Origin of the sequence: Streptomyces sp. ASQP_92 (assembly GCF_025399895.1) — a bacterium.
Taxonomy (GTDB): Bacteria; Actinomycetota; Actinomycetes; order Streptomycetales; family Streptomycetaceae; genus Streptomyces.
On the sequence record NZ_JAODUA010000001.1, the window covers coordinates 844,707 to 867,318 of the forward strand.

At 71.4% G+C, this 22,612-nt stretch carries 19 protein-coding genes; 9 read left to right on the forward strand and 10 right to left on the reverse strand.

The window, feature by feature from the left end; translation table 11 throughout:
* Positions 1-13 precede the first annotated feature (13 nt).
* From N4G70_RS03710 to panB, 3 genes are all read right to left on the reverse strand, one after another.
* Positions 14-865, reverse strand: coding sequence for an ABC transporter permease (locus tag N4G70_RS03710; RefSeq protein WP_261710901.1), 852 nt, complete (start codon positions 863-865; stop codon positions 14-16).
* Positions 862-1,899, reverse strand: coding sequence for an ATP-binding cassette domain-containing protein (locus N4G70_RS03715; RefSeq protein WP_261710902.1), 1,038 nt, complete (start codon positions 1,897-1,899; stop codon positions 862-864). Before N4G70_RS03715 ends, N4G70_RS03710 begins: the two co-directional genes overlap by 4 nt.
* Before the next feature lie 188 nt (positions 1,900-2,087).
* Positions 2,088-2,966 (reverse strand): 3-methyl-2-oxobutanoate hydroxymethyltransferase, encoded by an 879-nt coding sequence (gene panB / locus N4G70_RS03720; RefSeq protein ID WP_261710903.1) that lies wholly within the window; start codon positions 2,964-2,966, stop codon positions 2,088-2,090.
* 195 nt (positions 2,967-3,161) lie between these two features.
* On the opposite strand from panB, the gene N4G70_RS03725 reads away from it, so the two are divergent.
* The 3 genes from N4G70_RS03725 (at position 3,162) to N4G70_RS03735 (ending at position 6,647) form a co-directional block, all read left to right on the forward strand.
* Positions 3,162-4,769, forward strand: coding sequence for an MFS transporter (locus N4G70_RS03725; RefSeq protein WP_261710904.1), 1,608 nt, complete (start codon positions 3,162-3,164; stop codon positions 4,767-4,769).
* Positions 4,770-4,830: 61 nt separating this feature from the next.
* The gene (locus N4G70_RS03730) at positions 4,831-5,442 is read left to right on the forward strand and encodes a TetR/AcrR family transcriptional regulator (RefSeq protein WP_261711366.1); all 612 of its coding nucleotides are present in this window, start codon (positions 4,831-4,833) and stop codon (positions 5,440-5,442) included.
* A 182-nt stretch (positions 5,443-5,624) separates the two neighbouring features.
* Complete coding sequence (locus N4G70_RS03735) at positions 5,625-6,647, forward strand: endonuclease/exonuclease/phosphatase family protein (protein ID WP_261711367.1); 1,023 nt, start codon at positions 5,625-5,627, stop codon at positions 6,645-6,647.
* A gap of 36 nt (positions 6,648-6,683) precedes the next feature.
* Here the strand turns inward: N4G70_RS03735 and N4G70_RS03740 are convergent, their stop codons facing one another.
* Positions 6,684-8,435 (reverse strand): NAD+ synthase, encoded by a 1,752-nt coding sequence (locus N4G70_RS03740; RefSeq protein WP_261710905.1) that lies wholly within the window; start codon positions 8,433-8,435, stop codon positions 6,684-6,686.
* A 183-nt stretch (positions 8,436-8,618) separates the two neighbouring features.
* Between N4G70_RS03740 and N4G70_RS03745 the strand changes: the two genes are divergently transcribed.
* From N4G70_RS03745 to N4G70_RS03755, 3 genes are read left to right on the forward strand one after another with little or no spacing between them, the layout of a single operon-like run.
* Positions 8,619-10,070, forward strand: a complete 1,452-nt coding sequence (locus N4G70_RS03745) for an APC family permease (RefSeq protein WP_261710906.1) — start codon at positions 8,619-8,621, stop codon at positions 10,068-10,070.
* A gap of 13 nt (positions 10,071-10,083) precedes the next feature.
* Positions 10,084-10,761 (forward strand): DUF998 domain-containing protein, encoded by a 678-nt coding sequence (locus N4G70_RS03750; protein ID WP_261710907.1) that lies wholly within the window; start codon positions 10,084-10,086, stop codon positions 10,759-10,761.
* A 5-nt stretch (positions 10,762-10,766) separates the two neighbouring features.
* On the forward strand, positions 10,767-11,579 hold the full coding sequence (locus N4G70_RS03755) for an alpha/beta fold hydrolase (RefSeq protein ID WP_261711368.1): 813 nt from the start codon (positions 10,767-10,769) through the stop codon (positions 11,577-11,579).
* A gap of 741 nt (positions 11,580-12,320) precedes the next feature.
* On the opposite strand, the gene N4G70_RS03760 is transcribed toward N4G70_RS03755, so the two are convergent.
* From N4G70_RS03760 to N4G70_RS03770, 3 genes are all read right to left on the reverse strand, one after another.
* Positions 12,321-14,240, reverse strand: a complete 1,920-nt coding sequence (locus N4G70_RS03760) for a protease pro-enzyme activation domain-containing protein (protein ID WP_261710908.1) — start codon at positions 14,238-14,240, stop codon at positions 12,321-12,323.
* A 188-nt stretch (positions 14,241-14,428) separates the two neighbouring features.
* Complete coding sequence (locus tag N4G70_RS03765; RefSeq protein WP_261710909.1) at positions 14,429-15,070, reverse strand: DUF305 domain-containing protein; 642 nt, start codon at positions 15,068-15,070, stop codon at positions 14,429-14,431.
* Positions 15,067-15,771, reverse strand: coding sequence for a DUF3105 domain-containing protein (locus tag N4G70_RS03770; protein ID WP_261710910.1), 705 nt, complete (start codon positions 15,769-15,771; stop codon positions 15,067-15,069). The genes N4G70_RS03765 and N4G70_RS03770 overlap by 4 nt, the downstream gene beginning before the upstream one ends.
* Positions 15,772-16,259: 488 nt before the next feature.
* On the opposite strand from N4G70_RS03770, the gene N4G70_RS03775 reads away from it, so the two are divergent.
* Positions 16,260-17,621 (forward strand): glutamine synthetase family protein, encoded by a 1,362-nt coding sequence (locus N4G70_RS03775; RefSeq protein ID WP_114035578.1) that lies wholly within the window; start codon positions 16,260-16,262, stop codon positions 17,619-17,621.
* A 76-nt stretch (positions 17,622-17,697) separates the two neighbouring features.
* Here the strand turns inward: N4G70_RS03775 and N4G70_RS03780 are convergent, their stop codons facing one another.
* Positions 17,698-18,963: a SufS family cysteine desulfurase gene (locus N4G70_RS03780; protein ID WP_261710911.1), complete on the reverse strand. Its 1,266-nt coding sequence runs from the start codon at positions 18,961-18,963 to the stop codon at positions 17,698-17,700.
* Positions 18,964-19,051: 88 nt separating this feature from the next.
* On the opposite strand from N4G70_RS03780, the gene N4G70_RS03785 reads away from it, so the two are divergent.
* Together N4G70_RS03785 and N4G70_RS03790 are read left to right on the forward strand one after the other, a co-directional pair.
* Positions 19,052-19,651, forward strand: a complete 600-nt coding sequence (locus N4G70_RS03785) for an ABATE domain-containing protein (RefSeq protein WP_261710912.1) — start codon at positions 19,052-19,054, stop codon at positions 19,649-19,651.
* Positions 19,652-19,773: 122 nt separating this feature from the next.
* Positions 19,774-20,133 (forward strand): 5-carboxymethyl-2-hydroxymuconate Delta-isomerase, encoded by a 360-nt coding sequence (locus tag N4G70_RS03790; RefSeq protein WP_261710913.1) that lies wholly within the window; start codon positions 19,774-19,776, stop codon positions 20,131-20,133.
* 97 nt (positions 20,134-20,230) lie between these two features.
* Here N4G70_RS03790 and N4G70_RS03795 read toward each other — a convergent pair whose 3' ends face one another.
* On the reverse strand, positions 20,231-21,256 hold the full coding sequence (locus N4G70_RS03795; RefSeq protein WP_261710914.1) for a TolB-like translocation protein: 1,026 nt from the start codon (positions 21,254-21,256) through the stop codon (positions 20,231-20,233).
* A complete protein-coding gene (locus N4G70_RS03800; protein WP_261710915.1) occupies positions 21,253-22,611 on the reverse strand; it encodes an MFS transporter in 1,359 nt (452 codons plus the stop codon). The genes N4G70_RS03795 and N4G70_RS03800 overlap by 4 nt, the downstream gene beginning before the upstream one ends.
* Position 22,612 lies beyond the last annotated feature (1 nt).

Here is a 22,612-nt window from a genome sequence, read left to right on the forward strand (position 1 = left end):
CGACCCGTCAGGATCAGGTGCGCTTACGGAACTTGGCGACCGCCAGCGGGGCCATCACCAGCGTGATCCCGGCCGACCAGGCCAGCGTCATCAGGGCGGAGTGGGCGACCGGGCCGCCGATCATCAGGCCCCGGGCCGCGTCCGCCAGGTTGGACAGCGGGTTGTAGTCGGTGAAGGACTGCAACCAGCCCGGCATCGTCGTCGGCTTGGCGAAGATGGACGAGCCGAACTGCAGCGGCATCAGCACGAGCATGGCCACTCCCTGGACGGCCTGGGCCGTCTTCATGGTGAGTCCGAGCAGGATGAAGATCCACATGAGCGAGGCGCCGAACGTCAGCGACAGGCCGACCGCGGCGAGCAGGCCCCACACCGAGGTGCTGATGCTGAGGCCCAGGATGAAGCCCATGATCAGCAGGATCGTGGTGGCCACCATCATGCGGCCCACCTCGACCACCATCTTGGCGATGAGGACGGACGACCGGGCGATGGGCATCGTCCGGAAACGGTCCATCACGCCCTTCTTGAAGTCGTCGTTGACGCCGGTGCCGACGGCCATCGCGATGTTGAGGCCCATCATCGCCATCAGGCCGGGCACCAGGTAGTTGACGTATGCGCCCTGGTTGCCGTCGCCGAACATCGCGCCGCCGAAGACGTACACGAACAGCAGGATGAAGATGATCGGCATCAGCACGGCGTCGAACATCGACTCCGGGTCGGCCTTGATCTGGAGCATGTTGCGGCGGGCCAGGGCGCCGATGTGGCGCAGGTTCGCCCGCAGCCCGATCCGTACGTCGTCCGCACCGGCGGGCCGCGGCGGGGCGGTGGGGGACTGCTGGGCGGGCGCCTCGACAGTGGTGGTGCTCATGCCGCGACCTCCTCGGTCTCTCGGTGGGCCTCCTGGGCGTCGGCGGTCTTCTGGCCGGTGATGGCCAAGAACACCTCGTCCAGGCTGGGAAGGTGGGTGCCTATGTGGGCGATGCCATAGCCGCGGGAGCCCAACAGGGCTACCACGGCGGTCAGTTGCTGGTCGCTGAGGATCGGCACGTTGAGCACACCCTCGTCGGGCACGACCTGGGTGCCGGAGACACCGGCGAGGCCCGCCTCGGTGACGGCCCGCGCCATCGAGCCCAACTGCTCGGGGTCGGTGGGCCGGATCTGCAAAGTGCGGCCGCCGACCCGGGCCTTCAGCTCGTCGACCTCGCCGTTGGCGATGACCGTGCCGCGGTCGATGACCGTCAGCTCGCTCGCCAGCTGCTCGGCCTCCTCCATGTACTGCGTGGTCAGCAGCACGGTGGCGCCCTCGGCGACCATCCGGCGCACCTCGTCCCACACCTCGTTGCGGGTGCGCGGGTCGAGGCCGGTGGTCGGCTCGTCCAGATACAGCACGGCCGGGTGGCCGATCATGGAGGCGGCCAGGTCGAGCCTGCGGCGCATGCCGCCGGAGTAGGTCATCGCGGGCCGCTTGGCGGCGTCGGTGAGCGAGAAGCGCTCAAGCAGCTCGTCGGCGCGCGAGCGCGCCTCCTTGCGGGACAGGTCGAGCAGCCGGCCGATCATGTACAGGTTCTCGCGGCCGGACAGCTTCTCGTCGACCGAGGCGTACTGCCCGGTCAGACCGATCGTGCGGCGCAGCTGCCGGGGCTGGCGCACCACGTCGTAACCGGCCACGGTGGCGGTGCCCGCGTCCGGCACGAGCAGGGTGGACAGGCAGCGTACGAGTGTCGTCTTGCCGGCGCCGTTCGGTCCGAGGACACCGAGCACGGTGCCCTCGCGGACGTCCAGGTCGACGCCGTCCAGCGCCTTGGTGGAGCCGAAGTGCTTCACCAGCCCCCGTACGGAGATGGCGGTGCCGGCGGCGATTCCGTCGGCACCACCGGTGGGGTTCTTGTCGATTCGCGTCATGTCCACCAAGGTGCCAGGCGTCACCGACAGGGCGCCGACAAGCCACCGACAGCCCCGGGACGCCCCGCCGACAGCCGTCCACCAGGCCCGTACCGGCCACCCCGGCCCGGCCCGCGACGACGGACAGCCCGCCGATGGGGGAAGTCGGCGGACTGTCGTCGTGACCGCAGTGGCTCAGGGGGCGATGGTCAGTGGAAGGTGTGCTCCTCGGCCGGGAACGCCCCGCCGACGACCTCGCCGGCGAACGCCTTCGCGGCCTCTCCCAGCGAGGCGCGCAGATCCATGTACTGCTTGGTGAAGCGCGGGGTCTTGCCAGGGGTCAGGCCCACCATGTCGGTGTAGACGAGCACCTGGGCGTCGCACTCGGCGCCCGCGCCGATGCCGACCGTCGGGATGTGCAGGATGCGGGTGACCTCGGCGGCCAGCTCGGCCGGGACCAGTTCGAGGACGACCGCGAAGGCGCCCGCGTCCTGGACCGCCTTGGCGTCGCGCAGCAGCTGGTGGGCCGCCTCGTCGCCGCGGCCCTGCACCCGGTAGCCCAGCGTGTTCACGGACTGCGGGGTGAGGCCGATGTGGCCCATGACCGGGATCCCGGAGTCGACGAGCAGCCGGATCTGCTCGTGGCTGCGCTCGCCGCCCTCCAGCTTCACCGCCCCGACACCCGCGTCCTTGACCAGGCGCATGGCGGTGCGCAGCGCCTGCACCGGGCCCTCCTGGTACGAGCCGAAGGGCAGGTCGCCCACGACCAGGGCGCGCGAGGTTCCCCGTACGACCGCGGCGGACAGCATGGTGATCTCGTCGAGGGTGACCGGGACGGTCGTCTCGTAGCCGAGGTGGCAGTTGCCCATGGAGTCGCCCACCAGCAGGACGGGGATGCCGGCCTCGTCGAAGACGGAGGCGGTCATCGCGTCGTAGGCGGTGAGCATGGGCCACTTCTCGCCGCGCGCCTTGGCGGCGGCGATGTCGTGCACGGTGATGCGCCGGGTGCCCTTGCCTCCGTACAGCGCCTTCGGGTCGCTGCTGTCGGATGCCTTCGGGGTCTGCGCAGCCTGAAGATGTTGCGTCATCGCAACGGCTCCTGTTCGTCATCTCGAAGCGCCCTCACGGCGTCTCCGGACCACGTCCATGGTGGCATCCCGTGCCCCGTGCCGGGAAGTGGGTGTGCCGGGAAGGCATATCGGCCGGGCGTCGACGGTGGCCGGAAAGCAAAGTCATTCCTATACGAGACGGTGTCGTATCGAAATTGTTCTACAGTGGCGGGCATGTCAACAACGCCTGCCGCGTCCGGCGCCCCGGCCGCACCCCGGATACCCGAAGCCGTCCACCGCCGACGCTGGGCGATCCTCGCCGTCCTGATGCTCAGCCTGCTGATCGTCGTGCTCGACAACTCGATCCTCAACGTCGCCGTCAAGACGATCGCGAGCCCCACCCCCACCGGCCTGGGCGCCACCCAGAGCGAGCTGGAATGGGCGATCAACTCCTACACGCTCGTCTTCGCCGGGCTGCTCTTCACCTCCGGCCTGCTCGGCGACCGGCTCGGCCGCAAGAAGATCCTGCTCTTCGGCATCACGGTCTTCGGCCTCGGCTCGGTGCTCGCCGCATTCTCGAACTCCCCCGACCAGCTGATCGCCTTCCGCGCCCTGATGGGCCTCGGCGGCGCCTTCGTGATGCCCGCCACCCTCGCCGTCCTCATGAACGTCTTCGAGCGCGAGGAGCAGCCCAAGGCGATCGGCATCTGGGCCGGCGGCGTGGGCCTCGCCATCGCGATCGGCCCCATCACCGGCGGTGTCCTGCTCCAGCACTTCTGGTGGGGCTCGGTCTTCCTGGTCAACGTACCGGTCGTGATCATCGCCCTGATCGCCATGGTCGTGCTGGTCCCGGACTCCAGGGACCCCAGCCCCGGCAAGCTCGACCCGGTGGGCGTGCTGCTGTCCGTGGTGGGTCTCGTGCTGCTCGTGTACGGCATCATCCACGGCGGCGAGCTGGCGGACTTCACCGATCCCACCGTGCTCGCCACGACCCTCGGCGGCATCGCGGTCCTGGTCGGCTTCGTCCTGTACGAGAAGCGCTGCGACCACCCCGCCATCGACATCGGCTACTTCAAGAAGCCGGCCTTCTCGGCGGCCGTCGTCGCCATCGCGCTGACCTTCTTCGCGCTGATGGGCGTCACCTTCTTCTCGGTCTTCTACATGCAGAGCGTGCGCGGCTACAGCGCCCTGGAGTCGGGACTGCTGATCCTGCCGCTCGCCGCCGCCCAGATGATCTTCGCGCCGCGGGCCCGGCTCGTCGTCGACCGGTTCGGCGCCCGCGCCGTCTGCACCGCCGGACTGGTCCTGGTGGCCGTCGGCCTCGCCGCCTTCGGCCTCTTCGACGCCACCACTCCCATCTGGGTCATGGAGGTCGTCTTCTTCCTCCAGGGCGCCGGAATGGCCCACATCATGCCGCCCGTCACCGTCTCGATCATGCAAGCGCTGCCGCGCGAGAAGGCCGGCTCGGGCTCGGCCGTCAACAACACCTTCCGCCAGGTCGGCGGCGCGCTCGGCGTCGCCGTGCTCGGCTCGCTGCTCTCCACGGTCTACCGCGGCGACATCGAGGGCCACCTCGGCGCGGTCCCCGAAGGGGCCCGCAAGGCGGCCGGCGAGTCCATCGAGGCGACCCTCGGCATCGCCGAGCGGATGGGCCCCGAGGGCAAGGCGCTGATCGGTCCCGCCAACGACGCGTTCATCCACGCCATGCACATCACCGCGTTCGCCTCGGCCGGCGTGGCCCTGCTCGGCGCGCTCGTCGTCGTCCTCTTCCTGCCCGGGAAGCCGCCCGTGGGCCCCTCGCCCCAGGCACAGGACCGGCCCACCGAGGCCGCCCGCCGCTGACCGGCGGGAGGCGGGGACAATCAGCGGGACGGTCGAGAGAGACGGAGCGGGCGTGACCCTGATGGACAAGCAGCACAAGGACGGCGAACCGAGGCGCGGGCGGCCCCGCTCCGAGGCCGCGGAACGCCAGATCCTGGAGGCCGTGATCGCGCTGCTCGAGGAAGGCGTCCCGCTCGCCGACCTCTCCATCGAACGCATCGCCCGCACCGCCGGCGTCGGCAAGGCCACCATCTACCGGCGCTGGGCCGGCAAGGAGGAGCTGTTCGTCGAGGTCGTCCGGTCCATGGAGTCGCCCACCCCGCCGCTGCCCGGCCACTCCCTGCGGGGCGACCTGATCCACATGGTCGACAATGTGCGCCGGCGCGGCGCCGCCAAGCGGTCCTCCGCGCTGCTGCACAACGTCTTCGCCCAGATGCAGAGTTACCCCAAGCTCTGGTCCAAGTACCACAGCCTGGTCATCGACCCCCGCCGCGAGCTCCTCGACGAGGTGCTGCGGCGGGGCGTCGCCAACGGCGAACTCCGCGCCGGCCTCGACCTCGACATGGCCGGGGACCTCTTCGTCGCCCCGATGCTGGTCCGCACGATGATGCGACCCGACACCGAACTGCCCGGCCCCGAACTCGCCGAGCGCATCGTGGACGCCGTCCTCGAAGGTCTGCGCCCGCCCCGCTGAATATGCGCGTTGTGTCACAGCGCGCCCCACGAGGGCCCCGACCTGGAACCCGCCACCGCGCCCGGTCGTCCTGCTCGCCGTAGGGATGTCCGTACGAGACGGACCACGGCACGGAAAGCCGGCCGTTTTCGCCTAGGGTCGAACAGCGAGGACGGTTGCGGAACAGCAGTGAGGACAGCGGTATGGCGCGGGCGTACATGACGGAGACGGGCGACGGAAGCGCGGAGGGCGAGCGCACCGGGTCCCGGTTCCGGCGCCTGACCGACAAGTGGCGCGACGACCGCGGCATCTGGCGCCGTGGCCTGGTGCTCGCCGGATTCGCCGTCCTGATCGCCCTGGTGATGGTCCTGCACGCGCGGATCCCCAACTCGATCGGCAACCTCGGCTCGCTCTCCGAAACCTTTATGCCGTGGCTCGGGGTCTTCCTGCCGGTGCTGCTGGGGCTCGCGCTGTGGCGCCGCTCGGCGACCGCGCTCATCGCGCTGCTGCTCCCGGTGATCATGTGGTTCAACATGTTCGGCGGGCTGCTCACCGACAAGCAGGGCTCGGGCGGCGACCTGGTCGTGGCGACCCACAACGTGAACGCCGACAACACGGACCCGGCCGGCACCGCCCGCCAGGTCGCGGCCTCCGGCGCGCAGGTGCTGGCCCTCGAGGAGATCCCGGGCGACCAGGTCGCGACGTACAAGAAGGCCCTCGCGGACCTCTACCCGTACCACTCGGTGCAGGGCACGGTCGGGCTGTGGTCCACGTACCCGCTCAGCGACAGCAGGCCCGTCGACATCAAGATGGGCTGGACGCGCGCGATGCGCTCCACGGTGCGGACGCCCTCCGGTGATGTCGCGGTGTACGTCGCCCACATGCCCTCGGTACGGGTCAAGCTGAACGCCGGGTTCACCGCCAACCAGCGGGACAACAGCGCCTACACGCTGGGCGAGGCGATCTCCGCGGAGCCGCTCCGCAAGGTGGTGCTGCTCGGCGACCTCAACGGCACGATGAACGACCGCTCCCTGAACAACATCACCGCCCAGATGCGTTCCACCCAGGGCGCTGCGGGCAGCGGCTTCGGCTTCACCTGGCCCGCCGGGTTCCCGATGGCCCGGATCGACCAGATCATGGTCAAGGGCATGCAGCCCACGTCGTCGTGGACGCTGGCGAGGACCGGGAGCGACCACCTGCCGATCGCGGCGCGCCTCAAGGTGTAGCCGGCCGCGGGGCCCGCTCCCGCGGGCCCCGGTGGCTCAACTCGACTCCCGCCAGCGGTTGGTGATGGGCAGTCGGCGGTCCTTGCCGAAGCCCTTCGGCGAGATCTTCGTGCCCGGCGGGTACTGGCGCCGCTTGTACTCCGCGGTGTCCACCATCCGCAGCGTCTTCGTCACGAGTTCCGGCTCGTACCCCGCCGCCACGATCGCGTCCGCCCCCTGGTCCCGGTCGACGTACATCGCCAGGATCGCGTCCAGGACCGGGTAGTCGGGCAGCGAATCCGTGTCGACCTGGCCGGGGCGCAGTTCGGCGCTCGGGGGCTTGGAGATGGAGTTCTCCGGGATCGGCGGCGTCTGGCCGCGCTCGGCCGCCGCCCGGTTGCGCCAGCGGGCGAGCCGGAAGACCGCGCTCTTGTAGACGTCCTTGATGGGTCCGTACGCGCCCACCGAGTCGCCGTACAGCGTCGAATAGCCCACCGCCAGCTCGGACTTGTTGCCCGGGGCCAGCACGAGGTGGCCCTCCTGGTTGGACAGCGCCATCAGCATCGTGCCGCGCAGCCGCGACTGGAGGTTCTCCTCGGCGAGCCCGGTCAGGTCGAGCGAGCCCATGTACGCGTCGAACATCGGCTCCACCGGAACGGTGCGCAAATCCAGCCCCGTCCGGCGGGCCAGCTCCGCCGCGTCGCTCCTGGAGTGGTCCGAGGAGTACTTCGACGGCATGGACACCCCGTGGACGTTGGCCGCGCCCAGCGCGTCACACGCGATCGCGGCGACAAGGGCCGAGTCGATGCCGCCGGAGAGCCCGATCAGGACGGACCGGAAGCCGTTCTTCGCCACGTACGCCCGCAGCCCCACCACCAGCGCCGAGTAGACCTCCTCGTCGTCGTCGAGCCGCTCGGCGTACCCGCCGGTGAGCTCCGGCTCGTAGGCCGGGACCGGCTCCTCGGAGATCACCACATGGTCGACGCGCAGCCCGTCGTCCACCACACCCGAGGGGGCGGGCCCCGCCGCGGGCAGCTCCAGGTCGAGGATCATCGCGCCCTCGGAGAACTGCGGCGCCCGCGCCACGACCTGGCCGCTCGCGTCGACGACGATCGAGTCGCCGTCGAAGACCAGCTCGTCCTGGCCGCCCACGGTCGCGACGTACGCCAGCGTGCAGCCGGCCTCCTGGGCGCGCTTGCGGACCAGGTCGAGCCGGGAGTCGTCCTTGTTCTGCTCGTACGGCGAGGCGTTGATGGAGATCAGCAGGCCGGCCCCGGCCGAGCGGGTGGCCGGCACCCGCCCGCCGTCCTGCCACAGGTCCTCGCAGATGGCGAGGGCCACGTCGATGCCGCGCACCCGCACCACCGGCATGGTGTCGCCCGGCACGAAGTAGCGGAACTCGTCGAAGACGCCGTAGTTGGGCAGGTGGTGCTTGGCGAAGCCGAGCACGACGCGGCCGCCGTGCAGCACCGCCGCCGCGTTCTGCGGGGCGCCGGCCGGCTGGCCGAGCCGGGGGACGGCGACGGGGGAGCGGTCCAGATGGCCCACCACTACGGGGACCTCCCCGAGGCCCTCCGCCTGGAGACGCGCGGCCAGGGCGGTGAGCGCCCCACGGGACGCCTCGACGAAGGAGGATCTCAGAGCGAGGTCCTCGACGGGGTAGCCGGTCAGCATCATCTCGGGGAACGCGATCAGGTGCGCCCCCTGTTCGGCACAGTGCCGGGTCCAGTGCACGATCGCCTCGGTGTTGCCGGGGATGTCGCCGACGGTCGAGTCGATCTGATTCAGGGCGAGACGTAGTTGAGGCACGCCCCCCACCTTAATCGTCAATACGACGCGATGGGGGGTCGGACGCGGTACCGGGCGGGCTGTGCTCAGGTCGGTGCGCCTCCGGATCGAGGCCGGATCGCGCCGGGCCGGGGGATGGCGGGTTTCTTTCGGACCGGCCCCGGCCGACGTGCGGGACCCGTCGGCCGAGCCGATCATGGGCGCATGACGACCACGGACGCCTCCGATGAAGAACTCGTCGCGGACGAGGGGACCCCACGGCAGTTCGTCTCCTGGGTGACCCTGGGCCTGATGACGACGGCATCCGTCGCGAGCCTGCGGCCCTCGCCGTCCATGGCCATCTACGGCCTGGCCGCGATCTTCCTCTACCTCCTGCCGGCCGTCGTCTTCCTGCTGCCGACCGCCCTGGTCGGCGCCGAACTGGCCTCCGGCTGGACCGGCGGCATCTACCGCTGGGTGAGCGAGGCGCTCGGCAAACCGCTCGGCTTCCTCGCCGTGTGGTGCCAGTTCGCCATGACGATCGCGTACTACCCGAGCCTGCTCGCCTACGTCGCCTCGACCTTCGCCTACGTCATCGACCCGAGCCTGGCCGAGAACGGGCTCTACGTCGCCATCGTCATCGTCGTCATCTACTGGACCGGCGTGTGGATCTCCTCCCGGGGCACGAAGACCGTCGCGGGCCTCAGCTCGATGGGGCTCGTCATCGGCACGCTCGTGCCCGGCGTGGTCCTGGTCGTCCTCGGCTTCGTCTTCCTCGGCCAGGGCAACCCCTCCGCGGCCCCCATGAACGCCACGCACTGGCTGCCGCCGTGGACCGGGCTCGCCAGCCTGGTCCTGATCGTCAACAACTTCCTGTCGTACGCGGGCATGGAGATGAACGGCGTCCACGTCTCCTCGCTGCGCAGCCCCAAGCGCGAGTACCCGAAGTCGATGTTCCTGGCCACCGGCCTGGTCCTGCTGATCTTCATCCTGCCGGCCCTGGCCATCTCCTGGGTGATGCCCTCCTCGGAACTGAGCCTCACGGCCGGTCTGATGCAGGCCTTCCAGGCGTTCTTCGACCACTTCCACATCGGCTGGATGACCAAGGTCGTCGGCGTGATGCTGGTGGCGGCCGCGCTCGGCGGCATGCTGACCTGGCTCGCCGGACCGGCCAAGGGCCTGGTGCTCCTGTCGCGCCAGGAGGGGTATCTGCCGCCGTTCCTCCAGCGGTTGAACAAGTACGGCACCCCGCAGAACATCATGGTCGCGCAGGGCGTCATCACCACCCTGATCGGCATCCTGTACGCCTTCAGCGGCGACGTGTCGAGCGCGTACTGGATGTTCTCCGTCATCACCGTCCAGATCTATCTGATCGCCTATCTGCTGATGTTCGTGGCGGTCGTCCGGCTGCGCAGGACCCGGCCCGAGGTGGAGCGGGGCTTTAGGGTGCCCGCCGTCGCCTGGGTCGCCGGCATCGGGTTCGTGGCGTCGGTGGCCGCGCTGTTCATCGGGTTCGTGCCGCCGGACCAGTTCGGCGGACAGCCGCTCTGGCGCTATCTGCTGATCGTCGGTGGCGGCCTGCTCGCGCTCGGCGTCCTCGCCCCCCTCGCCTTCCTGACGTTCCGCAAGCCGAGCTGGGTCCATCCGGACCACCGGCGACCGCCGCCACCCCCGTAGCCTTGGTCCCACCATGTCCCGCAGTGGAGTCCCGGCCCGGCCCGTAGCCGTCCTGCTCGCGCTCGGCGCCCTCGCCTACACGGCCTGGGTGCTGGAGCTGGTGTTCCACACCGGACTCGACCCCATCCAGGCGTACGTCAGTGAACTCGCCGCCGCCGACCAGCCGTTCGGAGGCCTCTTCCGCGCGACCGACCTGGTCGCGGGGCTCCTCGTCCTGGCCGGTGCGGTGTGCGCCCTGCCGCGCTGCGAGCGGCGGCCCTGGTCACTGCTCGGCTGGTCGGGCCTCGCCCTGTTCGGCGCCGCCACCGCCCTCGACTCCCGGCTCCCGCTGAGCTGCGCGCCCACCGCCGACCCGGTGTGCGCGGCCCGTGAGACGGCGGGTCTGGTCCCCGCGACCCACACCGCGCACGCGGTGAGCAGCGGCCTCGCGATGGTGGGGGCGCTCTTGGGCGTGGTCGCCCTGACCGTCGCGGCCCGCCGCTACCGGTGGTGGCCGCCGCTCGCCGCCCTCGGACCGCCCCTGGTGGCCCTCGAACTGGCCGCCACCACCTGGACGTTGACGTCGGTGGCCGCTTTCCAGGCGGGGCGGGGCACCTGGGCGCTCGGTGCGGGCCAGCGCCTCCAAGTCCTGCTCGTGGCGCTCTGGTTGGGGGTACTGGCGTGGAGCGTGGCGCAGGAGAGGCGGACGTGAGACCCGTGGGGCGGTTCCTGCGGTGGGGCGGGGTGGCCCACCATGTGGTGGTCGAGGGGGCCGGGCCGGTGGTGGTGCTCAGCGCGGGCCTCGGCATGAGCTGGTTCGACTGGGACCCGGTGGTGCCGCTGCTCACCCCGCGCCACACGGTCGTACGCTTCGACCGTCCCGGGCACGGGCTCTCCGGGCCGGCCGTGGCGCCGCCGACCGCCGCGGGGGAGGCGGGGCGGATCGCGGGGCTCCTGGACGGGCTGGGGCTGACCGGCCCCGTGACGGTGGTCGGCCACTCCATCGCCGGGTTCCACGCGGAGGCCTTCGCGCGGCTCCACCCCTCCCGTACGGCGGGGCTCGTCCTGGTCGACTCCAGCGTCGAGGAGCGCGCCCGCCCCCCGGCCGCCCTCCCGGCGCGGCTCGCCCTGGCCCGGGCGCTGGGCTTCCTGCTCGGCCACGCCGGTGTGCCCGCCGCGCTGGGCCCCGCGACCCGCCGCGCCGTCGTCCGCGCGTCGCGTACGGGCGGGGGTGATCCGGCGCCGCGTGATCTGGTGCGGTTGTGCTATCGGGGCTCGCGGGTGTGGCGGGGGCTGGTCCTTGAGAACGCGGCGTACGGATCGGTGGCGGCGGAACTCCTGTCCCTGCGGCGGAAGTTGGGCCCGCTCGACTGTCCTGCCACCGTGCTGGCGGGCGGGGCGGGTGGGGGGCGCTGGGTGGGGCGTCAGCGGGGCCTTGCGGGGGTGCTGGGGGCGGGGTTCGCCGTCGCGGAGGGTGCGGGCCACCTGCTGATGCTGGACGCGCCGGGGGTGGTGGCCTCAGCGATCTGACCCGGCCCCTTACTGGGGCTCCGCCCCAGACCCCGGCCACGTTTTCCCACCCACCCGCCCGTGCGGCGGGGTTGGCTGGCTCCGGGCCCCCTGGGGCTCCGCCCCAAACCCCGAGGCGCCTTGCCCACCCACCCGCCCGTGCAGCGGGGTTGGTTGGCTCCGGCCCCTCCTGGGGCTCCGCCCCAGACCCCGTATCGCGCCTGAACGGCGCTCGTCCTCAATCGCCGGACGGGCTGGGTATGCCGGTGCTGCCCGGCACCGAGTAGTTAGGGGGCGTGGGGACGGGCTGAGGTGGCCGGTGCTGCCCGGCACCGAGTAGTTAGGCGCGCAGGGACGGGCTGGGTATGCCCGCGCTGCCCCGGCACCGAGTAGTTCAGGGGCGCCGGGACGGGCTGAGGCTGCCGGTGCTGCCCAGCGCCGAGTAGTTAGGGGCGCGGGGAACTGCGCGAGGAGCGGGCACGGTCCGCAGCCGACAACGGGTTTTTGGGGGCGCGGGGAACTGCGCGAGCAGCGACCACGGTCCGCACATGACCGAGGGTTGGGGGCGCGGGGAACTGCGCAAAGAGGGGGCACGGTCCGCACGTGAAGGCGGGTTGGGGGCGCGGGGAACCGCGCGAGCGGCCGCGCACGGTTCGGGCAAGGGGCCCCGCGCCCCCGGGGGGTCTGGGCGGGGGGTGGGGGGAACGCGAACGCCCCACCCCCGGCCAGCCGGCCGGAGATGGGGCGTACCCCCGGATGGGATCAGCGGCGGAACGGGTTGGTGTACGACGCCACATAGCCGGGCGCGGGCGAACCCACACCCGTCACGTCGTCGTACCCCCGCGTCGCCGCCAGCGAACTGTCCTTGCCGAGCGACCGCACGGACGTGAGCAGCCCGCCCGACGCGTCGACACTGTTGGCGAAGTCGACCCGGGCGACCGCGAGGTCACGGGTCGCACCCAGCGGGTGGTCCGTCACGTCGTGGTAGAGCCGCGAGTCGAAGCGCGCGTAGATCGACGGGTTCGCGAACCCGATCGGGGAGCGCTGCGCCTGCTGGGCGAGCGCCTGGACGCCCGCGATGACCGGCGCGGCCAGCGAGGTGCCGCCAATGCGGTACTCGTCGTACTTCACCGACTTGTCCGGCCACGACTGCGTCTGGCCCACCAGGAACCCGGTGTTGGGGTCGGCCACGGCCGCGATGTCCGGAACCGTACGCATCCGGGTCGCGCCGTTCGCCTTGGCCAGCGCGTCCGGCACGATGTGACGCTGGTAGAACGGCTGCTTCACCGTGGAGCTGGTGCCGCCGCCCGCGCCGCTGGTGTACGCGCCGGGGAAGTTCACCCAGCTCTTGCCGTCCGCGGACAGGCTGGCCTTCTCGGTGCCCCAGCCGGTCTCGAACTGGTACTTGTCGTTCTTGCCGACCGCCAGCGAGGTGCCGCCGACCGCCGTCACCCAGGCCGAGTTGGCCGGGGTGTCGACCTGCTTCTTGCCGGTGTTGGCGACCTCGTCGCCGTTGTCACCGGAGGAGAAGTAGAAGCCGATGCCCTCGATCGCGCCGAGCTTGAACGTCTGGTCGTACGCGGCCGCGACGTCCGGGGTCTCGTTGGCTTCGATGTCGCCCCACGAGTTGGAGACGATGTCGGCCAGGTGCCGGTCGACGACCTTGTTGAGGGCGTCGAGCAGATCCGGGTCGTTGCAGGACGCGCCGCCCACGTACACGATGTTCGCGTCGGGCGCGACCGCGTGCACGGCTTCGACGTCCAGGGACTCCTCGCCGTACCAGCCGGACGCGCCGCACGCCTCCGTGCTGTTGTAGTCCGCCGGGAGCACCTCGGTGTACTGGCCCGTCTTGTAGGGCTTGTCCCCGTTGCGCTTGGCGTACTGGGCGGCGTCCGAGGCCATGGTGGGCGAGGCGTACGCGTCGGTGATCGCCACCGTCACGCCCTTGCCGGTGTACTTGCCCGCGCCGTACGCGGCCCGCAGCTGCTGCCCGGTGTAACCGTGCACGGCGTACGGGACCTTGGTGCCGTACGCGTCCGGCAGCGACGTGGCGATGTTGGAGCCGTAGTACGTGGAGAACGGTCCCGCGTTGCGGAAGCCGGCCCCCGGGCCCGGAAGGGTGTCCTGGTGGGACGCCTTGTGCGGCGCGTTGTCCAGGCCCGTCACCGTCAGAACGGCGTCGGCGAGCGCGTTCGGCGCCGACGCGTTCTTCGCGGGCGCCCGGTAAGTCCGGTTGCCCTTGCGGTAGTTGTGGAGCTGGGTGGCGAACGCCTTCTGCGCGGCCGCGACGTCACCGGAGACCGATATGTAGTGCTGGTTGGAGCCCGTGACGGTCAGTCCGGACGACTTCAGCCACGTGGTGACCGCGTCGATCTGCTCCTGGGTGGCGCCGAAGCGCTGCTGCGCCTGAGCGGCGCTGAGGTACTTGCCGTACGACGGCGACCGCGGGTCGGACACGGCCGCGGCGTACGCGTCGAGGCCCTTCGCATCCCGCCCGGCGAGGTACACCCGGGCGTCGACCTTGGTGGATGCGGCAGCGGCGCCCTGGTCGGCGGAGCCGGTGGCCCAGGTGGGCTGGGTGCCCGCGAGGGCGGCCCGTCCGCCGGGGACCGGGTCGGCCGCCTGGGCGGACGGTATGCCGAGGGCGAGCGCGCCGGCGAGCAGTGGCAGTGTCGCTGCCATGCTCACACCGGCGCGCCGCCTGGCGCGGCTAATTCTCATGTAACCCCCTGCGTGAGGTCTTCGCGTGCTGCACATGCGCTGTCTGATGCGCGCATGTACTGCGTCACTCTTGTCAGGAACGGTTCATGCGGGGGGCATGTGATCACCAAGAAACGCCAAAGAGCGTTTATCCACGCTCAGTTGGTGCGTCAGTTGGTGCGCGGTGTTACGCCCCTTTTCTTCAGCATCTGTGCCATCAGGTCGATTTCGGACCGCTGGGAGTCGACCACGCCCTGCGCCAACCGCTTCTCCGGACCCACCGAGCAGCGCCGCACACAGCCCTCGGCCATGTGGATGCCGCCCTTGTGGTGCTCGGTCATCAGCTGGAGGTAGAGCACCTCGGCGTCCCGCCCGCCGAGCCCCCGCAGCCGGGTCAGGTCGGCGTTGGTGGCCATGCCCGGCATCAGCGCGCCGTCGGCGCCCGGCGCCGTCGCCATGCCCATCCACGCCATCGGCTGCTGGGACGCCTCGTTCTTCGGCAGCCCCCACAGATCGAGCCAGCCGAGCATCATGCCCCGCTGGTTGGCCTGCGTGTTGGCGATGTCGTACGCGAGGCGCCGTACCTCGTCGTCCGAGGTGCGGTCGCGCACGATGAACGACATCTCCACCGCCTGCTGGTGGTGCGTCGCCATGTCACGCGCGAACCCGGCGTCCGCCGACGTGGCTCCGGGCGTACGGGGCACGGCCTCGGCCGCGCTGCCCCTGCCGCCCGAGGAGACGAGCACCGCGGCCGCCGCGAACACCATCGCGAGCGCGAGCGCGGCGGCGAGCCCCCAGTGCCGGCGGCTCACCGCTCATCCAGCCCGCCGGTGCACGGGGCGCCGGGCTCGGGCGTCTGGGGGCCCTCCACGTACCGGGTGAAGAACTGGTTCACCCGGGGGTCGTCCGCGCTGTCCACGGTGATTTGCCTGCCCCAGGCGCTCAGCATGATCACCCCGGGCTGGTCCCGGTACGGGCTCATCAGCGAGTACGGCGTCGTGGACACCTTGTCGCCGAGCTTCTTCACATCGGCGGCGGACGCCTTGTCCGTGTAGGTCACCCACACCGCGCCATGTTCCAGGGAGTGCACCGCGTTCACGTCCGGAACCGGCTTCTGGTAGACGACGCCGCCGCAGTTCATCCACACCGCGGCGTGGTCGCCGCCCACCGGCGGTGACATGGGGTAGCGCACCGGGGTCGTCACATGGTTGCGGGTCAGCTTCTTGGTGTCCCAGTCCTTCTCGCCGGCGATCGGCGCGCCCGCGTCACCGGATCCCTGCGCGGGTCCCTGCGCCGACGGCTCCGTGCGGGGCGCGGCGCTCGTGCTCTTGCTGTCCTTCAACGTGCTGAACTTGTACACCCCGAAGCCCACAAGCCCCGCGACGACGAGCACGGCCGCGGTGACGGAGCCGATCGCCACGGTCATCTCGCGCCGGCGCCGGGTCTGCCGGGCGTGCTGCTGCTCCTCTATGTGGGCCCTGCGGGAGGCGTGGTAGTCGTCCTGCATGGTCATGAGTGGCTAACGTCCTTCGCGTGAGGGGGAGTTGGGCCGAAGCGGCCGTGGGGGCCGGGCGGGCCCTAGGTCCGCAGGACCTGAAGGACGTGCAGATCCGGCGCGCGCGGCCGGTCCCCGTACCCCGGGATGGCGGCGCCGAGCAGCGTCACCATGGGCTCAGCAGCACCACGGGACGCATCACGCGCGTGAGCCTCGCTCCCCCCATGGGCGCAGATCGTAGGCGAGGGAGCGCGGGGCGGTGCGGGCCGGGTGGTGTACCGGCCGCGATGCGGGGGACGCGACGCGGGGGACGCGATGCGAGGGACCGGGCATTCGGCGCCCCTGTGCGGGCCGCGTCGGCGACGACGACGGGATGGACGTGCCGCACGTCATACCGGGTGCGTAATGTGGAGGTAATCCCGCGCCTCGATACTGAGGATTCCCCCGCCGTCCCCTCTCCCGACGGGTAGCGGTGCACAGGCCGTCTGAACTGCAAGGATGTGGCTATGGACAAGCAGCAGGAGTTCGTGCTCCGGACTCTCGAGGAGCGCGACATCCGGTTCGTGCGCCTGTGGTTCACCGATGTGCTGGGCTTCTTGAAGTCGGTGGCGGTCGCCCCGGCCGAGCTGGAGCAGGCCTTCGACGAGGGGATCGGCTTCGACGGCTCGGCGATCGAGGGCTTCGCGCGCGTCTACGAGTCCGACATGATCGCCCGCCCGGACCCGTCCACCTTCCAGATCCTGCCCTGGCGCGCGGAGGCCCCCGGCACGGCCCGGATGTTCTGCGACATCCGGATGCCCGACGGCTCCCCGTCCTTCGCGGACCCGCGCTTCGTCCTCAAGCGCATCCTGGCCAAGACCTCCGACCTCGGGTTCACCTTCTACACGCACCCCGAGATCGAGTTCTTCCTCCTGAAGGACAAGCCGCTCGACGGCACCCGCCCCGTCCCGGCGGACAACTCCGGCTACTTCGACCACACCCCGCAGAACGTCGGCATGGACTTCCGCCGCCAGGCCATCACGATGCTCGAATCCATGGGCATCTCGGTCGAGTTCAGCCACCACGAGGGCGCGCCGGGCCAGCAGGAGATCGACCTGCGGTACGCGGACGCGCTGTCCACGGCCGACAACATCATGACCTTCCGCCTGGTCATGAAGCAGGTGGCCCTGGAACAGGGCGTGCAGGCCACCTTCATGCCGAAGCCGTTCTCGGAGTACCCGGGCTCGGGCATGCACACTCACCTCTCCCTCTTCGAGGGCGACCGGAACGCGTTCTACGAGTCCGGTGCCGAGTACCAACTGTCCAAGGTGGGCCGCTCCTTCATCGCGGGCCTCCTGAAGCACGCCGCCGAGATCGCCGCGGTCACCAACCAGTGGGTCAACTCCTACAAGCGCATCTGGGGCGGCTCGGAGCGCACGGCGGGCGCCGGCGGCGAGGCGCCCTCGTACATCTGCTGGGGCCACAACAACCGCTCGGCCCTCATCCGCGTCCCCATGTACAAGCCCGGCAAGACCGGCTCCTCCCGCATCGAGGTCCGCAGCCTCGACTCGGGCTGCAACCCCTACCTCGCCTACGCCCTCCTCCTCGCGGCCGGCCTCAAGGGCATCGAAGAGGGCTACGAACTCCCCGCGGGCGCCGACGACGACGTCTGGGCCCTCACCGACGCCGAACGCCGAGCCATGGGCATCGAACCCCTCCCGCAGAACCTGGGCGAGGCGATCACCCTGATGGAACGCAGCGAACTCGTCGCCGAAACCCTGGGCGAGCACGTCTTCGACTTCTTCCTGCGCAACAAGAAGCAGGAGTGGGAGGAGTACCGGTCCGAGGTCACCGCCTTCGAGCTGCGGAAGAATCTGCCGGTGTTGTAAGGGCCGTCTCCCGAGGGCCCGCCCTGCCGGGGGCCCCTTCGGCAGGGGCCCCCGTCCTGCCGAAGGGGCCCGGCCGTCACGCGAAGTGCTTCTGGGCCGCCCGCACCCCCTGCGCCAGCGCGTGGATCTCCGCCTCGGTGGTGTAGACGTAGAAGCTCGCCCTCGTCGTGGCCGGTACGCCGTAGCGGCGGGCCAGGGGGCGGGCGCAGTGGTGGCCGGTGCGGACGGCTATGCCCCGGTCGTCCAGGACCTGGCCCACGTCGTGGGGGTGGATGCCGTCCACCACGAACGACACCGCCGAGCCCCGGTCCGGGACGTTCCCGGGGCCGATGATCCGCACCCCGGGGATCTCGTCCAGGAGGTTCAGGGCCAGGGCGGTCAGGGCCTGTTCGTGGGCCGCCACCTCCCGCATGCCCAGCGCCTCCAGGTAGTCCACCGCCGCCGCGAGGCCCACCGCCTGGGAGGTCATCGGGACGCCGGCCTCGAAGCGCTGGGGCGGCGGCAGGAACGTCGAGTGCGTCATCTCCACCACCTCGATCATCGAACCGCCCGTCAGGAACGGGGGCAGCTCCGCGAGGAGTGCGGCCCGGCCCCACAGGACGCCGACGCCGCTCGGGCCCAGCATCTTGTGGCCCGAGAAGGCCAGGAAGTCCGCGCCCAACCCGCCCACGTCCACCGGGCGGTGCGGCACCGACTGGGCGCCGTCCACCACCACGACCGCGCCCACCGCGTGCGCCCGGTCCGCGATGGTGCGGACGGGGTTGAGGGTGCCCAGGACGTTCGACTGGTGGGTCAGTGCCACGACCTTCGTCGACTCGTTCACCAGCTCGTCCAGGCGGTCCAGGTCGAGCCGGCCGTCATCGGTCAGGCCGAACCAGGTGAGGGTTGCGCCGGTCCGCTCGGCGAGCTGCTGCCAGGGCACCAGGTTGGCGTGGTGCTCCATCTCGGTCACCACGATCGTGTCGCCCGGCCCGACCCGGCCCGCGTTGCCGAGCCCGTACGCCACCAGGTTGATGCCCTCGGTGGCGTTCTTGGTGAAGACGATCTCGTCGGGCGCCGCGCCGACGAAGGAGGCGATCGTGGCGCGCGCCCCCTCGTACGCGTCGGTCGCCTCGACCGACAACTGGTGGGCGCCGCGGTGCACGGCCGCGTTGTGGTGCAGGGAGAAGTCCCGTTCCGCGTCCAGGACTTGGAGCGGCCGCTGGGTGGTGGCGCCCGAGTCCAGATAGATCAGGCGCGCCCCGCTGTCGAGCGTCCGGCCGAGGATCGGGAAGTCCTCGCGCACCCGCTCCACGTCGATGCCCGTCGTTCCCCGGCGCCGCTCCGCCGTGTGCGTGCTCATGTTCCGGCCGCCCCTTCTCTCACGTCTGCATGCTTCTTTTTCCGTTAGGTGACGGTAGGGCTTCTCACGGATAACGGCAAGCGTTAGCATGAGAGGCGTGGAACACGACGCGCCCCACTACCTCCACCAGCAGCCGGTCCCCGGCGAGGAACGCTTCCTCTCCCTCGCCCTGGTGAACACCCGGTTCGCGCTCAGCCATGGCCAGGTCGACCTCCTGGAGGACACGGACGCCGCGCGCCTGTGGCTCGTACGGCATGAACTGCTGCCGGACCGAACGGTTCTGAGTGGACGTCAGGCGGGGCGGGCGAGGGTGCTGCGCGAGGCGCTGCGGGAGCTGTTCGCCGCGCGGGCGGAGGGCGCCGTGCCCGCTCGGTCCGCTCTGGAGACGCTGAACGCGGCCCTGGCCGCCGCGCCCCCGACGCCCCGCCTCGTGTGGACCGGGCGGGAGCCGCACCGCGCCGACGAGCCCGACACCGCGAACCCCGTCGGCGCCGCCCTGTGCGCGCTCGCCGAGGACGGGGCCGAACTGCTCACCGGGGACGACGCCGGCCGGCTCGCACCCTGCGGCGCGCCGGGCTGCACCCGCTGGTTCCTGCGCTCCCACGCCGCCCGCCGCTGGTGCACCACCAAGTGCGGCAACCGGGTGCGGGCCGCCCGCCACTATGCCGCCCGTAAGTCCTCCGGTTGAACCGTCCACCCGTCCCCCCGTCCACCCGTCCACCCGTCCACCTTCCAGGTAGCACTCGACCCCCAGGTAGCACTCGACCCCCAGGTAGAACTCAACCCCCGGGCAGAACAAGGGAATTGGTCATGCCGTTCGTCACCGTCGAATACTCCGAGGGCCTCGCCGCCACGTTCGACCGGCGGGCCTTCGCCCGTGAGGTCCACGAGGCCGCACCCGCCCCGATCAACGCCTCCACCGAGGCCTTCAAGACCCGGTTCCGGCGCATCGAGGAGTCGTACTTCGGAGCCGGCGAGGACGACCTCGACGCCGTCTTCATCCAGGTCGCGATCCTCTCCGGGCGCACCCCGGAGGCGGTCGAGGAGCTGAGCGGGACCGTCCTGGAGATCGCCCGCAAGCATGTGACGGCGGTCGAGGGCCGGCGGCTGCACGTCATGGTCGAGGCCCGCGAGATGGAGCGGGACTTCTACCGCGCCCACAAGGAGTAGGGCCCTGGGAGTAGCGCCCCGCTCCGGGCAGGGGCCAGCCCGCCCGCGGGGCGCCCGGCCCCTACCAGGCCCGCCCGTCTCGGGGCGCCGGCCCGTCTCAGGGCAGATAGGCCGGGGCCAGCCCCGCCGTAAGGAGGCGGCGGGGCTTTCCCGTGCCGTCGGCCGGGACCGTGTACAGGTCGGTTCCGTAGTCGCCGGCCAGGGCGTAGGCGACGGTGTGGTCGTCCTGCCAGACCGCCTGGTCGTCGACGCTGCGCGGCTCCGCGAGGGCGGTTTCCGTCATCGTCGCCAGATCGAGCGCGTACAGCCGCCAGGGCGCGTCGGCGGGCAGGCCCGGCACCCGCTTCTTGTAGACGACGCGGGTGCCGTCGGGGGAGAGCGAGGGGCACTCGACGTTGGTGTGCAGGGAGGTCACCGTGCGCGCCGCGAGGTCGCCCCGCACCAGATAGGTGTGGCCGCCGGTCGCCATCGTCGCGTAGAAGTGCCGGTCGTCGCCGGCGAAGGTGACGCCCCAGAAGTTGGTGTCGGCGGCGTGGTGTCGCGACCCGTCCAGATACGCCGTGAAGTCCTCCAGAGACGCGGTGAGTTGGCCGCTCCTCGTGTCGAGCACGGCGGTGCGGGTGGAGAAGTTGGTGCCCGCGTACGAGTCGCCGCCCACGAACACCGTCCAGGCCACCCAGCGTCCGTTCGGCGAGACCCGGGCCCGGGTCGGGATGCCGGGCAGGGCGTAGTGGGCCCGCTCCTTGAGCCGGTCGTCCAGGACCACCGCGCGGTAGGAGTCCGTCATCGTGCCGTGCTCGGCCTGGAGGCAGATGCCGGTGCCGGCCGCCGCGTAGAAGCGCAGGCATTTCACGCCCGAGGCGGTGCGCGGCCCCGCCGGGTCGGCGGCCGGGACCGAGGCCAGCTCGTCGCGGTGCGGGCCCCAGGCCATGCTGCGGAACACGATTCTGGGCCCGGGGCTGGACCGCAACGACACCGTTCCCTCCGTCACGCGGGGGCCGTCGGACCGCGGCCGGTTCTTCTGGTCCTCGCGGTCCGCCGCGTGCAGCACGGACGCGGCGGCGACCGCGGCCAGGACCGCCAGGGCCGCCACGAGGACCAGGATCTTGCCGCGGAGCGTCACGGTCGGGCCTTCTTCTCGGGTCGTGTGATGGTCTCGGGTGGAGTCCGGGTCCCGGGCCGCGTCGTCTTCTCGGGGTCCTGGGGGTCCTGGGGGTCCTCGGGGCTCTCGGAGGCCGAGGGGCGGAGCAGGAACGCGCCCACCGCGCATCCGGCCAGGACGGCCGTCGCGGTGCCGAGCGCCGTACGGTCGCCCCACGCGGTCCAGGCCGCGCCGAACGCGATCGAGCAGACGAACCGGGCGAGCGCCTGGCCGGTCTGGATCAACGCCAGCCCGGAGGAGCGGAGTTCGGCCGGGACGTGTCCGGCGGCTGCCGCCATCAGGACGCCGTCGGTCGCCGCGTAGAACCCGCCGTGCAGGGCCAGCGTGAGGAAGGGAAGGGCCGGGCTCTGCCAGCCGGTCAGGAGCAGGGCGTACGCAAGCAGCAGGCCCACGTGCCCGCCGAGGAACACGCGCCGGCGGCCCAGCCGGTCGGCGAGCCGCCCCAGAGGTACGGCCAGGAGCAGGAAGGCGGCGGCCGTGCCGAGGGGGAGCAGCGCGAACCAGCGGTCGGGGACGCCGAGCCGGTGCTGGAGCAGGAGGTAGACGAAGGAGTCGCTGACCGTGGCCAGCCCCAACAGCAGCGCGGCCAGGGTCAATTGGCGTATCGACCGGACGCGCAAGAGGGCCAGGGCCGCCTTGAGGGAGGCGCGCGGGGCGTCCTGGGGAAGCGCGGTCGCGGGGGGCCGGGAGGGGACGAACAGGAGCAGGACCAGGACGCCGACCGCGGCCACGCAGAAGCTGACCGTGAACACCGCGTCATAGCCGTCCGCCGCCTGACGCAAAATCAGGAACGCGGTGAGCGGTCCGAGCAGGGCGCCCGCCGTGTCCATCGCCCGGTGCACACCGAAGGCCCGGCCGCGCGACCGCGGATCGGACGCGAGGGAGATCAGGGCGTCACGCGGGGCGGTGCGCAGCCCCTTGCCGGTGCGGTCGGCGGCGAGCACCGCGCCGATCAGCGGCAGCGAACCGGCCACCAGGAGAAGGGGTTTGCACAGCGCGGAGAGCCCGTAGCCGAGCACGGCGACCGTCTTGTGGCGGCCGCCCCGGTCGGCGAGGTGGCCGCCGGCGAGGCGGACGAGTGCGCTGAAGCCGTTGTACACGCCGTCGAGCAGGCCGAAGCCGAGCGGGGACAGGCCCAGGCCCGTCACCAGATACAGCGGCAGCACGGCGGTGACCATCTCCGAGGAGACGTCCGTGATGAGGCTGACGGTGCCCAGCGCGAACACGGTGGGGGCGATGGCCGAACGCCGCCCGGAACCGGTCCGGGCGGCTTCCGCGGGAGCGGCGGGGGTGCCGCGACTGTCCGCTACGTACACG

What these genes read in the sequence shown, in the direction of transcription:
- N4G70_RS03710 (WP_261710901.1), bottom strand. Translation starts at nt 865, where the DNA reads ATGAGCACCACCACTGTCGAGGCGCCCGCCCAGCAGTCCCCCACCGCC.
- N4G70_RS03715 (WP_261710902.1), bottom strand. Translation starts at nt 1,899, where the DNA reads ATGACGCGAATCGACAAGAACCCCACCGGTGGTGCCGACGGAATCGCC.
- panB (WP_261710903.1), bottom strand. Translation starts at nt 2,966, where the DNA reads ATGACGCAACATCTTCAGGCTGCGCAGACCCCGAAGGCATCCGACAGC.
- N4G70_RS03725 (WP_261710904.1), top strand. Translation starts at nt 3,162, where the DNA reads ATGTCAACAACGCCTGCCGCGTCCGGCGCCCCGGCCGCACCCCGGATA.
- N4G70_RS03730 (WP_261711366.1), top strand. Translation starts at nt 4,831, where the DNA reads ATGGACAAGCAGCACAAGGACGGCGAACCGAGGCGCGGGCGGCCCCGC.
- N4G70_RS03735 (WP_261711367.1), top strand. Translation starts at nt 5,625, where the DNA reads ATGGCGCGGGCGTACATGACGGAGACGGGCGACGGAAGCGCGGAGGGC.
- N4G70_RS03745 (WP_261710906.1), top strand. Translation starts at nt 8,619, where the DNA reads ATGACGACCACGGACGCCTCCGATGAAGAACTCGTCGCGGACGAGGGG.
- N4G70_RS03750 (WP_261710907.1), top strand. Translation starts at nt 10,084, where the DNA reads ATGTCCCGCAGTGGAGTCCCGGCCCGGCCCGTAGCCGTCCTGCTCGCG.
- N4G70_RS03760 (WP_261710908.1), bottom strand. Translation starts at nt 14,240, where the DNA reads ATGGCAGCGACACTGCCACTGCTCGCCGGCGCGCTCGCCCTCGGCATA.
- N4G70_RS03770 (WP_261710910.1), bottom strand. Translation starts at nt 15,771, where the DNA reads ATGACCATGCAGGACGACTACCACGCCTCCCGCAGGGCCCACATAGAG.
- N4G70_RS03775 (WP_114035578.1), top strand. Translation starts at nt 16,260, where the DNA reads ATGGACAAGCAGCAGGAGTTCGTGCTCCGGACTCTCGAGGAGCGCGAC.
- N4G70_RS03780 (WP_261710911.1), bottom strand. Translation starts at nt 18,963, where the DNA reads ATGAGCACGCACACGGCGGAGCGGCGCCGGGGAACGACGGGCATCGAC.
- N4G70_RS03785 (WP_261710912.1), top strand. Translation starts at nt 19,052, where the DNA reads ATGAGAGGCGTGGAACACGACGCGCCCCACTACCTCCACCAGCAGCCG.
- N4G70_RS03790 (WP_261710913.1), top strand. Translation starts at nt 19,774, where the DNA reads ATGCCGTTCGTCACCGTCGAATACTCCGAGGGCCTCGCCGCCACGTTC.